Origin of the sequence: Neobacillus sp. PS3-12 (assembly GCF_030915385.1) — a bacterium.
Classification (GTDB): domain Bacteria; phylum Bacillota; class Bacilli; order Bacillales; family Cytobacillaceae; genus JAEVLT01.
The window spans coordinates 2,406,080-2,419,199 of record NZ_CP133268.1; the positions used below are offsets into that span (position 1 = coordinate 2,406,080).

At 42.3% G+C, this 13,120-nt stretch carries 12 protein-coding genes; 2 read left to right on the forward strand and 10 right to left on the reverse strand.

What is annotated here, in order from left to right:
• Window positions 1-18: 18 nt before the first annotated feature.
• The gene (locus RCG17_RS12200; RefSeq protein ID WP_308175401.1) at window positions 19-1,710 is read left to right on the forward strand and encodes a DUF6044 family protein; all 1,692 of its coding nucleotides are present in this window, start codon (window positions 19-21) and stop codon (window positions 1,708-1,710) included.
• A 128-nt stretch (window positions 1,711-1,838) separates the two neighbouring features.
• Here RCG17_RS12200 and RCG17_RS12205 read toward each other — a convergent pair whose 3' ends face one another.
• From RCG17_RS12205 to spoIIR, 4 genes are all read right to left on the reverse strand, one after another.
• Window positions 1,839-2,393, reverse strand: a complete 555-nt coding sequence (locus RCG17_RS12205) for a manganese efflux pump MntP (RefSeq protein WP_308175402.1) — start codon at window positions 2,391-2,393, stop codon at window positions 1,839-1,841.
• Window positions 2,394-2,454: 61 nt separating this feature from the next.
• Entirely contained in the window at window positions 2,455-3,498 is a 1,044-nt protein-coding gene (locus RCG17_RS12210) for an L-threonylcarbamoyladenylate synthase (RefSeq protein ID WP_308175403.1), read from the reverse strand.
• 185 nt (window positions 3,499-3,683) lie between these two features.
• Entirely contained in the window at window positions 3,684-4,121 is a 438-nt protein-coding gene (locus RCG17_RS12215; protein ID WP_308175404.1) for a GNAT family N-acetyltransferase, read from the reverse strand.
• A gap of 98 nt (window positions 4,122-4,219) precedes the next feature.
• Window positions 4,220-5,164: a stage II sporulation protein R gene (gene spoIIR, locus RCG17_RS12220; protein ID WP_374120923.1), complete on the reverse strand. Its 945-nt coding sequence runs from the start codon at window positions 5,162-5,164 to the stop codon at window positions 4,220-4,222.
• A gap of 128 nt (window positions 5,165-5,292) precedes the next feature.
• On the opposite strand from spoIIR, the gene RCG17_RS12225 reads away from it, so the two are divergent.
• Window positions 5,293-5,751 carry a CBO0543 family protein gene (locus RCG17_RS12225; protein WP_308175406.1) on the forward strand — a complete coding sequence of 153 codons (459 nt, stop codon included), beginning with the start codon at window positions 5,293-5,295 and terminating at the stop codon, window positions 5,749-5,751.
• Here the strand turns inward: RCG17_RS12225 and prmC are convergent.
• From prmC to RCG17_RS12255, 6 genes are all read right to left on the reverse strand, one after another.
• On the reverse strand, window positions 5,748-6,593 hold the full coding sequence (gene prmC, locus RCG17_RS12230; RefSeq protein ID WP_308175407.1) for a peptide chain release factor N(5)-glutamine methyltransferase: 846 nt from the start codon (window positions 6,591-6,593) through the stop codon (window positions 5,748-5,750). The two genes, RCG17_RS12225 and prmC, sit on opposite strands and share 4 nt — an antisense overlap.
• Window positions 6,586-7,659, reverse strand: a complete 1,074-nt coding sequence (gene prfA, locus RCG17_RS12235; RefSeq protein ID WP_308175408.1) for a peptide chain release factor 1 — start codon at window positions 7,657-7,659, stop codon at window positions 6,586-6,588. Before prfA ends, prmC begins: the two co-directional genes overlap by 8 nt.
• 537 nt (window positions 7,660-8,196) lie before the next feature.
• The gene (locus RCG17_RS12240) at window positions 8,197-8,457 is read right to left on the reverse strand and encodes a hypothetical protein (protein ID WP_308175409.1); all 261 of its coding nucleotides are present in this window, start codon (window positions 8,455-8,457) and stop codon (window positions 8,197-8,199) included.
• Between the two features lie 126 nt (window positions 8,458-8,583).
• On the reverse strand, window positions 8,584-9,501 hold the full coding sequence (locus RCG17_RS12245; protein ID WP_308175410.1) for a glycyl-radical enzyme activating protein: 918 nt from the start codon (window positions 9,499-9,501) through the stop codon (window positions 8,584-8,586).
• Window positions 9,502-9,566: 65 nt separating this feature from the next.
• Complete coding sequence (locus tag RCG17_RS12250) at window positions 9,567-12,113, reverse strand: glycyl radical protein (protein WP_308175411.1); 2,547 nt, start codon at window positions 12,111-12,113, stop codon at window positions 9,567-9,569.
• A gap of 178 nt (window positions 12,114-12,291) precedes the next feature.
• Window positions 12,292-13,110 carry an MIP/aquaporin family protein gene (locus tag RCG17_RS12255; RefSeq protein WP_308175412.1) on the reverse strand — a complete coding sequence of 273 codons (819 nt, stop codon included), beginning with the start codon at window positions 13,108-13,110 and terminating at the stop codon, window positions 12,292-12,294.
• Window positions 13,111-13,120 lie beyond the last annotated feature (10 nt).

Here is a 13,120-nt window from a genome sequence, read left to right on the forward strand (position 1 = left end):
CTAAGGATTTGTTTACCTATGTTCAAAATTTTTAAATGGGAAAAAACGTATACCGTTCTTGCCCTCTTGATGATCGCAGCCTGGGTTGCACCGTACTTTATTCTTGGTGACCAGGCCCATTTGAGGGTCCATGATAATATGGATTCAAATATCGCCTGGTACCAGGTTTTAAACAACAGCGGCCAGCTTTACGGTTCTCTAAGTTCGAACATTCCTCAAATCATCAATGGACACCTATCGCGAAATGCACTTTATTCCGAGTTTTATGGGATTGTTCAATTGTTTCACTTTTTCCCGTCCGTTATCGCTTATGGGCTGAATCAAACCATTTCTCGTTTGATTGCCTTCTTGGGCATGTATTTATTGTTAAAAAAATATGTGGTCAAGGACGAGAAAGCAGGCGTTATTCGTGTTGGGGCGGCTTTAGCCTTTGCCTTGACACCATTTTGGGCCAATGGGATGGCAAGTACATTAGGGATGCCCTTCGCATTATGGGCGTTTTTAAATATTCGCAATCGTGAACAAACCCTGGCGAGTGTGATCACCATTACGCTCTTGCCATTTTACTCAACTTTTATGTTAGGCTTTTTCTTTTTCCTAAGCGCATTAGGCGTTTTTTGGCTTTTGGATGTGATCAAAACGAAAAAACCACAGTGGCGTTTGTTCTTTTCGATCGCCTATATGACCGTTATTTATTTAGCGATTGAGTATCGGGAGTTTTTGTCACTGATTCTATCAAAAGAAAAAACAAACCGCTCAGAATTTTTGGAATCAAAGAGTAGTTTAGCCGCAACATTTCGGTTAATTTTTAAAAATTATATAATGGGCCATAACCAGGACCAGACTGTGTATCAGTATGTCATCCTGCCTGTGGCCTTGCTTGCTCTTGTTGTGGTGATTGTGCAAAAACGCTGGAAACAAGAAAAACTATTTATTTGGCTGCATCTGGCTAACTTCTTGTTATCGGTTTGGTATGCTTTTTGGTGGTATAAAGGCTTGGAGCCAATAAAGGCAAAAATTTCGCTCTTAAGCACCTTTAATTTTTCCCGCTATCATTATATGCGGCCGATGATTATCTACATTCTGTTCGCGGTATCGTTACAAATCTTGTGGCGTTTAAATAAAAATTGGTGGCGGGCCTTAGTGGCTGTATTGGTTGTCCTGCAGCTTGCGGTATTGATTCCGAAAAACGAGCAGATTTATTATAAAAATTCACCGTCATTTGGGCAATTTTTTGCTGTTAACGAGTTTAATGACATTAAAAAGTTCATCGGCAAGCCAGTTCAGAATTATCGAGTTGTCAGCATCGGCCTTCACCCGGCGATTGCTCAATATAATGGGATGTATACCCTTGATACGTATAACAATTTTTATCCATTGTCCTACAAGCATCAATTTCGAAAAATTATTGCCCCGGAGTTGGATAAAAGTAAAACATTAAAAAGCTATTTTGATGATTGGGGCGGGCGGTGCTATATTTTTGTCAGCGAATTAGGGGAGCATTATCTTTTTTCTAAACACTCAAAGAAGGTCATTCACCATCTCAATCTGAATACACAGGCCCTAAAGAAAATGGGCGGTGATTATGTGCTTTCAGCGGTTCCAATTGAGAATGCTCAGGAAAATCAACTCACATTGGAAAAAGTTTTTACTGACAAAAATGCTTATTGGAAAATATATTTATATAAAGTAGAGGGCGCTCCCGTTTAACGGACCGCCCTTCTAATAATTTCGCAAAAAAACGCAAATGATTTCGCCGATTTTTCATTTAATTCGCCAAAGCCGCCAACTATTTCGCCAAAATCAAGCATTATTTCGCCAAACGCCAACCCACCCCGCTAAAAAGGAAGCAAAAGCTTCAGCCCAAACGCGAGCAAGATGCTGCCGCCCAGTGCTGCACTATAGGCGCCAAGCCAGCCTCGGACCTTCCTACCCACCAACAGACCGCTCCAGGTCATGATCGTGGCTGCAATTCCAAAACACAAAATAACCATAATGGCCCTCGCTTGATAGATTCCTAGCGTGAGTCCGACTGATAAACTATCAACACTGACACTAAAGGCAAATAAAAGCACCCCAAAGCCCACAGGGGTGATGATCTTTTCATTGTCCTTTTTCAGACTGGACCAAATCATCTGCAGACCGAGGAGAACTAGTAACAGCCCACCAAGAAAACTTGCCACCGTTCCAAATTTTTCAGATAAAAAATGGCCCGCTGCCATGCCGACTAACGGCATCCATACATGGAAGAAGCCGATGATTAACCCGATTTTAAAAATTTGTCTTAGTCTTAGCTTGTACATACCCATGCCAAGCCCGACAGAAAATGCATCCATTCCTAATGCTAATGCCATTATAAATAGCGTTAGGAACTCTCTCATTAAAGCTGACATTCTGCTGTTCCCCCTTGGACTTGCTCCGTACAGCTTATGCACGTCCAAAAGGGTTTAGAAGTTATTCCTGAATCAATTTATTCCCGGCAGCTTTTTGCAGGCGATTCATGATTGCATGGCCAACGCCGCTATTGGAAAACATTTCACTAAAAATAATGTCCACTTTTTCATGGTTAAAATTGCGGAGCACGCCGTAGAGGCTTGCGGCAACGGTTTCCGGCTCCGCCCTTGTCCCACAGGCCAGAACGACGTCCGCTTGATAATCGTTTACACTTTCCTCCGTTGTCAGAACGCCAACACGTAAGCCTTCCTGCTGCTTATCCTTCACAAGCTGCTGGAGGAAAGCATGACTTCCCGCTACTAAATAAAGCGGTGCATTTGGGGCGTAATGCTGGTATTTCATTCCCGGTGCCTTCGGCTTCAGATCAGTTTCCGTCAGAGCACGGTCAACCCTTACCTCCCCAACCACTTCTTCAAGCTGCTCTTTCGTCACCGCCCCTGGCCTTAAGATAACTGGAATATCCTCCGTACAATCGAGTACAGTGGATTCAACACCAACGCCAGTCGGTCCACCGTCGACAATGCCAGCAATTTTTCCTTCAAGATCTTCAAGAACATGCTGAGCGGTTGTTGGACTTGGCTTTCCAGAGCTGTTTGCACTCGGTGCCGCAATCGGCAAGCCGCAAGCTTTTAACAACGCCAACGCTACAGGGTGGTCGGGCATGCGAACGCCAACCGTTCCCAGGCCTGCCGTAGCTTTATCAGAAAGAATGCCTTCTTTGATTTTTAAAATAATTGTCAATGGCCCAGGCCAAAATGTTTCTATTAATAATGAGGCTTTCCGAGGGACTTCTGCTACAAACTCATTTAATTGATTTTGTTCAGCGATGTGAATAATTAACGGATTATCCACAGGCCTTCCCTTGGCTGCGAAAATTTTCGACACAGCCTCGTCATTTTTCGCATTTCCACCGAGGCCATAAACGGTCTCTGTTGGCAATGCAACCACTTCATTTTGCCTTAAAACTTGGGCTGCATCCACAATCTGTGGATTACTTTCTAGGTTATCCACATACTTATCCACTTTCCATACGTTTGTCTTCATTTTTTTCACCTTTATCCCCAGCCTAACCACTCTTGCGAAATTTGCCGAAACTAGGCATTTTCTAGTAGTTTTCCATTTAAGTACGTTTGAAAGTATAAAAGAACCTTGTTGAAAACACAAGTGTTATCCACAAATTGTGAATAACATTATTTAAAAAGTGGATAACTTTGTGGATATACCCACAATTATAATGAATATTTCAAAAATATCGAGTTATCCACATTTAAAATGTGGTTAATGTGGGCAGATTGTGATAATTCTTTCGGGAGTTCCCCTTTATCCACTTTTTCAAATCCCAGCATTTGAAACAATGGCACAGCCACACTCTTTTTTGTCGCTAAAAATAAATGTTGGATCTTTTCTTCTTTAGCCAGCAGAAACGCTTGCTGAAAAAGCAGAAAGATATCATTTTCCACCTGCCCTGGTGTCACAACAAGCGAGCGCAACAATCCATTCTCCTCGTACGGCTCAATTCCTAATGTTCCCCGACATGTTTGGTCTTCATTCTCAAGCAGCAAAAAATATTCTGCTGTTTCCTCCGTCAACCCTTCCGTTCCAAGCCCAGCCCTCGTGAGAAAATCCTTTAAACCTGCTAAATCCTTGCCACTTGCCCGCCGTATCATATGGTCCACCTCATTTTTTAGATTAATTCTATTTTCTATTACTATGAATTGCCAGAAAAAATAGAACGCAAAAAGACTTGGCGTTTATTAGCCAAGTCTTAAAAAATCTTATCCCATAATTCAACTACGAAAAATTTCACTTTGATTGGTTCCTCATCTTGTGAAGTGTATACTGGAGCCTGTTTTTTAGGTTCTTCTTTTTTGACTGGCAGCACAGCCGCTGTTTCTGTTTGTGTATCTTCCAGTAGCTTTTCTTTCTCCGCACGATTTACCACAGCCGGCTCTTTCTTCGCTGCTTTCACAATCGTTTTTTCAACGGTTGCTGCTTTTGATTTAACCGTCTCTTCAACAGGTGCAGCATTTGATTTCGGTTCGTCCGTGCTCACAGCCACACTTGTCTTCGCCTCTGGCTTTTTGAGGTCAACTTCGGACTTTGGATTAGCTTCGAACTGCGACTGGTCTTCTGTACTAGCCTTCGTCTCAACATCAGCATCCTTTGTAGCCGCCTCTGCTGCTTTTTCATCAAATCCCTTGCTTACGGCAATTCCATTTGAAAAATCAAGGAAACATAATGGCGGGAAGAGCACGCACCACCAGTTGGCCCCCTCGCCTTTGCCCAAGGTAATCAAAATAGCTTCATATTCCCCTGCAGGATATAAAAATTGACCATATAATTTCGTCGGAAACTGAACCTTGCCAAACTTGACGTTAACTTTTTGCTCGGACCCTTCTTCTTTCACAACTGCTTCTGCCGTTGTTTGAATCTCAGGAAGCTTTGATTTAATGACCTTGCGCGCTTCCTTGATCGACGTTAAATCCTTCACCCAAACTGATATTTTAGCGTTAACCGCATCACGGACCTGTCTTTTTAATGCTTGATCGCTTTCCAAATCACTATTTGCCAGAATTCGCAAGCGGATCGCCTGCCCTGGAATCACAACCGCATCTTTAGCGGCTACTTCATTTTTTGGTATATATAAACTTAATATAGTTCCTAAAGATAATAAGATTAAATAAGTCCATACGATTGTTTTTTTCCTCATCCCTGGCACCGTCCCTTCGATATCCTCAGTTTGGACAAAATGCCAGTATCTTAAACTATTAAAATTAAAAAAAGTTATTGGATGACTTTACAGTTAAATGGACAATCTAAAATAAAAGGAGGTGCGGAATGATACTGTTGGTGGTGACAACCATTGTTCTGCTGTTAGCAATGATTTTGGTGATCCGTAAACCAAAACATGTAAAGTTATCCGAACTTTATGCTACTTCTTTTTTTGCCACCTGCTTTGCCGTAATAGCTGACATCTATTTAGATCTGAAGCTCGACCTATATGGCTTTTTTCAAAAAGGTCCAGATTGGGCCTACATACTGATTTTTATCATCGACTATCCTGCGGCCAATATCCTCTTTTTACGATTTTTCCCCTATGAAAAATCGCTCGTCAAAAAAGCGGTCTATCTTTTGGGCTGGTCCTTCGGCACACTTGCCATGGAACTAATATCCCTCCGTACAGACCTCTTTTATTATAATGGCTGGAAATGGTGGTATTCCGCCATCGCCTATCCATTTATTTATTCTCTGCTATTTCTTAATCTAAAATTTATGCGCAGGCTCGACTCGATTTAGAGCGCAGCAAACACCATTCGGTCCTTGCCATTAATATCATTCACAATTTCCACCTTTGCACACGGGAACGTATTTTGCAAAAGCTCCGCTACCCTTACACCCTGTCCGGCCCCAATTTCAAAGCCAATCAGCGCTTGGGCCTTCGCTACTAAGGGCAGTTCTTCCATAAACCTTCTATAAAAATCAAGCCCGTCTTCACCTGCAAACAATGCTCGGTGCGGCTCATGTTCCGTCACCACTTCAGACATCCACATCTTGTCTATTAAGGGGATATACGGAGGATTCGAAACCACGACATCAAACTTTCTTTTCTGTTCAATCATCGGCTTGAGAAGATCGCCTTGGCAGAACTCAATCTCTGCTCCAAGCTGTTTCGCATTTTCCTTTGCCGTATTGAGTGAATCCGCTGAAATGTCTGTTGCCGTTACTTGTAATACAGGGTTTTCCAGCTTTAAGCTGACGGCAATTGCCCCGCTCCCTGTTCCAACGTCAATCACATCCAAGGGTGTTTCCCGCTTGATCCTCTGCAAAATGCCAAGAACAAGCTCCTCTGTTTCGGGTCTTGGGATCAGTACCGACTCGTTTACCATGAATGTGCGCCCGTAAAATTCCTCCGAGCCAATGATATATTGAATCGGCATCCCTTCGACATGTTCGTGGACGGCTTTTTCAAATTGCTCTAGGATCGCTGGGTCGAGCTCATCCCTCATATTGGCATATAGCATGGTGCGCGACATGCCGCTAAAGTGCCGCAGAAGGAGTTCTCCCGCATTTTGATCACGATTCTTTTTTTCTAAAAAAGAAGAAGCCCATTTAAGAGCTTCGTAAATTTTTTTACTCATTTGATGCATTTTCAAGCTTGCGTGATTGATCTTCAAGGATTAACGCATCGATGATCTCATCAAGCTTGCCTCCCAAAATAATATCAAGCTTTTGCAGGGTTAAACCGATCCGATGGTCGGTCACGCGGTTTTGCGGGAAGTTGTAGGTCCGAATCCGCTCTGAACGGTCGCCGGTTCCTACTGCCGATTTCCGCGCTTGGTCATATTCCGCTTGAGCTTCCTGCTGAAATTTATCATAAACTCTCGCGCGCAAAACCTTCATCGCTTTGTCCTTGTTTTTATGCTGGGATTTCTCATCCTGACAGGTAACCACGATACCGGTTGGAATATGAGTTAAACGCACCGCTGACATCGTTGTATTAACACTCTGTCCACCTGCACCCGTTGAAGCATACGCATCAAAGCGGATATCTTTATCATGGATTTCGATCTCCACTTCTTCTGCTTCTGGCAAACAGGCAACGGTTGCCGTAGAGGTATGAATCCTACCGCCTGATTCCGTTTCCAGGACGCGCTGTACACGGTGTGCGCCATTTTCATATTTTAATCTCGAGTATGCCCCAGTACCATTAATCATAAAAATAATTTCTTTGAAGCCGCCCAGGCCTGTTGGACTAGCATCAATAAGTTCCATTTTCCAGCCTTGTGCTTCGGCATAGCGGGTGTACATCCGGTAAAGGTCGCCGGCAAAAAGGGCTGCCTCATCCCCGCCCGCTGCTCCGCGGATTTCAAAGATAACGTTTTTGTCATCGTTCGGATCCTTCGGAATCAAGAGGATGCGCATCCGCTCTTGTAATTCCTCAATTTGCGCTTCGAGGTCGCTCAGTTCTTCCTTGACCATTTCACGCATTTCCGCATCGAGTTTTTCTTCCAACATTGCTTTGGCATCCTGAAGCTGTTCACGGGCTTGTTTATATTCACGATAAGTTTGTACTGTTTCTTGTATATCAGATTGTTCCTTCGAATATTCACGAAGTTTTTTAGAATCATTAATTATCTCTGGGTCGCTTAAAAGCTCATTGAGCCTTTCATAACGATCCTCGACTGATTGTAGACGATCAAACACATTATTCACCTCATAAATTAGTCCATACCATTCTAATTATAGTATAGGTGAAAAGCCCCGTCAAAACCAACCAAAAGCAGAAAAATATTTTCAGGCAGGATGCTTTGAACCAATTATTCTGGTGAGGGATTATGAGTTATTAGGACCTATTACAATAAAGCGGCCAGTCTCCTGACTGGCTCCGTTAGCGGCTTTACACGATTTTATTAGGGGCATGCACCTTTTTCGAGGACCTTTGCACCTTTTTCCGACCAGCTTGCACGATTTTTAAGGTCCTTTGCACGTTTTTCCATTTGTTAGGAGACTACCAAGGGATAGCACCTGTGAGTTATCAATCCTCCCGAACCGTAACATCAATCTTGTAGCGTGGCAAAGCGGCTGTTAACTTTTTCTGAAGGTATTTCTCGGCGTTCAATCTTTCCCGCTCTGTTAGTTTGCCTTTTTTATATGCGGTCACCCGCATGTGATTTCGACCGTCAATCCATACTGATCCAGGCCGATACCCCTTGGTCATCCCGATTACCTGCCGTGCTTTATCTACGTCAATTCCCGTGTTGCTCGTCCCCTGCTCCGTTCCGTTACCAGTCCGGTTAAATCAAGGAAATTAGGATTTTGATTGGTAATATCCTGCTCAACTAAATGCGGCTTATCTCGCCCCGCCGAGCGATTGGACATATATTCTGATGCACTCTTGTCTTTGCGCAAATCATAGTTCGACGTATTATTCGTATCATTGGTTCCTTCACAGCCACTGATCAAAAGTAACGTTAAAAATGAGAACAGTACTAACTTTTTCAAAGTTTACACCTCCATTTTCTATCGTGCCCTTGTTAAAACCGCTCTTTACAAGATAATTTTTCCCATAATCATTAGAACACACATAAAAAGACTACTCCCTTAAAATGGGGTAGTCTTCACCTATGTTTATCCTCCAATTTTACAAACGAGCCCTTTTGCCTCAACAGCCTTTTTCAAGGAATGCATTGTTTCATTGGCTGGCGGCTCAATCCCTTTCATCCGGTAATCATAGTTTAGGTAACTGTATTTATTTTCACCAAGACGGTGGTAAGGCAGCAAATGAAGTTCTTTTACTCCCTTAATGCTTGCCGCAAAAGAAGCAATGCGTTCTATTTCATATACTTCACTATTAAAGGTTGGAATGACAGGAACCCTAATAATGATCGGAACACCAAATTGCCCGATAAACTTGGCATTTTGTAAAATACTTTCATTTGAACGGCCTACAAATTCTTGATGTTTACGGTCATCTACATGTTTAATGTCCAACAAAACAAGGTCAAGCCAAGGTAAAACTTTTTCAAGTACTTCTTGGCTGGTAAAAGCAGTCGTTTCGACAGCAGTATGCCATCCCCTTGCTTTACAGGCTTTTAACAGGTCTACAGCAAACTCAGGCTGTGCGAGCGGCTCTCCGCCGGAGAGTGTAATGCCGCCTCCGGACCGTTTATAATGAATTTGGTCTTTTTTCAATTCTGCTAACACTTCTTCGACCGATTGCTGATGACCTGAAAAATTCAGTGCCTCTGGATAGCAAACATCCAAACATTTACCACATAAGTGACATTTATTATCGTCCACGTGAAAGCTTGGGGTAAAACTTAAAGCTCCCGTCGGACATGCCTCCGTACAATGCTTGCAGCCGATACAGTTTTGATCGATAAACATGATTTGCGGTTCTTTATGCTGTGATTCCGGGTTACTGCACCAGCGGCACCTTAACGGACAGCCTTTAAAAAAAACAATCGTTCGAATTCCCGGACCATCATGAACAGAAAACCGCTGAATATCGAAAATAACACCTTGGTTGACCATGCTGGTTTCCATTTATAATCCTCGCTTTCATAAATAAAGGAGGAGTAAGTACAACCACTCCTCCTTTATTTCAATTCTTAGAATGCTTGCTCTGTCCGGTTAATAATGTCATCCTGGATGCTCTTATCCAGTGATGTGAAGTGAGCACTGTAACCAGCAACACGAACAACAAGATTTTTAAATTTATCAGGATTTTTCTGAGCTTCTAACAAGGTTTCCCGACTTATTACGTTAAATTGAACATGCATGCCTTTTTGGTCAAAATAGCCGCGAACCAATGCAGAAAGATTCTCCAGGCCTGTCTGACCAGAAATTGCAGATGGATGGAACTTTTGATTAAATAATGTACCATTTGATGCAATATGATGATCTAATTTAGCAATTGAGTTTGCTGCAGCTGTTGGCCCTGTTTTGTCTCTGCCTGAAACCGGAGATACACCATCTGCTAAAGGCTGGCCAGCTTTTCTACCATCAGGTGTTGCCCCTGTTTGAGCACCCATTGGTACGTTGGCAGATACCGGATATAGGCCTGGCTGGAACGTACCTTGGCGAGGGTTACGGTATTTTTCAACTTCACGGCAGTAAATCAAAGCAGCTTCACGGGCAAGACTATCTACCTCTTCAATATCGTTACCAAATTTAGGTGCACGATTTTCAAGCATTTGACGAATATATTCCTGGCTGTCCGCAGAACCTAAATCCACTTTAACATTCGACATCTTTGTTAAATCATTTAAAGAAATATTGTTGCCTTCAAGGATCAGCTTCTTCAAAACTTCGACTAACGTTTCTTGAGTAAGCTGGTTAAGACCAATATTTTGTTGTGGAGCTTCTAGTTCACCAAAATTGGTATCTAAAGCATTTTTTAGTTCAGCTAAAGTAATCTTCTTTTCTTCAAAAACAAGCTGTTTAAGAGCCATTAAGGAATCTCCAACGTTTGCTACGCCTACTCCCTGTGGTCCTGTGAAGTTATAAACTGCACCGCCTTCTTGAAGTGATTTCCCTCTGCCGATACAATCTTCTACCATGGAAGAAAGGAATGGCAGCGGTGCACGTTCTCCGTGAGCCAAGTCTACAGAGTTATCTGCATTCACCAGCAGTTTCACGAAATATTCCATTTGCTGTTGATAGGCGTTTAAAAATTCCTCAAAGCTTGTGAAGGAAGTAAACTCGCCTGTTTGTAAGCCAAGTTGTTTACCATCAATAAAACCATTATTAATCGTAATTTCCAATACTTTGGCCATGTTAAAGAATGCTGCATCATGCCAGCCTTCCGTTTTACCGCCTTTTTGAGGTTCGACGCAGCCAATAACACCGTAATCCCGAGCGTCACTTAAAGATACCCCGCGGCTGACCAATGATGGAATAATTACTTCGTCATTGTAATAAGCAGGCATTCCAAGTCCAAGGCGTGCTACTTCCCCAGCTTTAAACATTAATTCGTCTGGTGTCTTATTCCAAGAACGAATGGAAATCGATGGCTGTGGCAGTTTTGTATGGGCAGTGGCCTCTAAACATGCGAAGGATAATTCGTTGGTTGCATCCCTTCCATCAGGAGTTTGACCGCCGACAATTAAGTTTTGGAACATTGGATAACCGCCAAAGGCCTTGGTTGATCCTTCATCACGAACTTTATTAACATCGTTAAACTTAACCCATAAACAATCTAGCAGCTCCTGCGCTTCTTCTACTGAAAGAGTACCGTCAGCAAGATCCTTTTTGTAATATGGGTACATGTATTGATCAAAACGTAACGGCGAAATGGAATGTCCATTTGATTCCATCTGGGTAACGGCTTGGACAATCCAGAAGGCTTGTAAGGCTTCATGGAAATTCCGGGCAGGATTTGCTGGAACCCACTCACATATTTCTGCAATCTTTAATAACTCATTACGGCGGTTTTGATCAGATAAGTGTCCGGCAATGGTTCTTGCTTCCTCTGCCAATCTGTTAGCATAACGAATTACTGCCTTAGAAGTAATGAGAACTGCATTTAAAAAATGTTCCTTCTTAATATAATCAGGATCCGTCTTATCGGCATTCGCTTTTGCAGCTTCTGCTTCTGCGATAATGCCGTTAAATCCCTTTTCCAGTACTTTGGCATAATCGACACCGATATGGCCTACACCATTGAAGTAATAGTTTCCTACTGTAAAGACACCGGCATCCATGGCCTCTCTTGTTTCCGGAAACATGTATTCGGTTGCCAATTCATTAGTTGTTTTCCCGCCCCAATACTGGAATGCTTCTCTCAATTGAGTTTTTGTGTTTTCAGAAATTAAGAAGACATCGCCTGTTCTTTTAGCAAGGGTTTCAAATTCATCTAACAGCCATTTATTTGAAAATTCCGGGAACACCTGGCATGCTCTTGGCTTCGTTGTAAGGTTCCCTACGATCAGCTCTTGATCTCGGATGACAATATTCATTTTTCCGAGGATATTTTCAAGTGCTCTTGCTCTTCTGATAACCGTTGGAAATGCTTCGGTTTCTTTATAGGATTCTGTAATTAGTATTGCTCTTTGTGCTTCAATTTCTGGAGTTACAGAGTAAAGATCATCAATTAACTTTTGAATACGTGAAGTTGGTTCACATTTAACAGGTTTTACTTCTAGCATTGTTGGCATAGTTTGGTTCCCCTTTCAAAAATTAAGTTAGTTTTATTGTATTTCGTTATCATTCTATTAATCTTTACTATTTCGACTAGTTTTTGTATTATAAAGATAGGATTACTTGTAAAATTTTGACTTAATTCATCATATTTTTTTGAGAAAATCTACTTGAAGATTTTCTCTTTTTTTTATCTTAAGATACCTTCTTAAAGTCTTTTCCATGTGGTTCCACTTGAGGTTTCGGGAAGAACGGCACAATTAATTTCTTATAAACGCCTCCCCCGAATAAAGCTCCGATAATCGGTCCAAAAATTGGAACAATGAGTCCGTACATATGTGGTCCTAACACATTTGTCCCCCAGCCAGCTGCTATTAAAAACAATCGTGGACCGAAGTCACGGGCCGGATTCATGGCAAACCCTGTTAGAGGGCCAAAGGAAATACCGCAAATCGCAATCGTAATGCCAATTGCCAGTGCTGGAAGACCAGCTTTTGGTGCAGCTCCATTATCATTATCTGTTACAGCAAAAATAACGATCATAAGTAAAGCCGTAATCGCGAACTCTACACAAAATGCTTCAAAAGTAGTTAAATAAGATTTTGGAAACGTACTAAAAATCCCCGCAGAAGCCCAGCCACTGTCAGCAGTGCGAATAATTCCTTTTGTTTTTTCAAAAATTTTAATGGCTTCCTGATACAAGCCATATACAACTGCTGCGCCCAGAAAGGCTCCAATTATTTGTGAAATGATATAGGGGATTACTTTCTTTTTATCAAAGCCGCCCCAGACAGCAAGACCAATTGTGACTGCAGGATTAATATGTGCACCGGAAATGAACCCGGCAACATAGATGGCAATGGTAACCGCCAGTCCCCAAGCAATTGATAATTCCCAGAAACTCATGGTAATACCAGCTGTCACCATCGATGCTACAGTTCCTACTCCGATGAAGATCAAGATAAATGTGCCAATACCTTCCGCCAAACATTCGCCCCATAAAGCCTTTTTCATTGAGAACTCT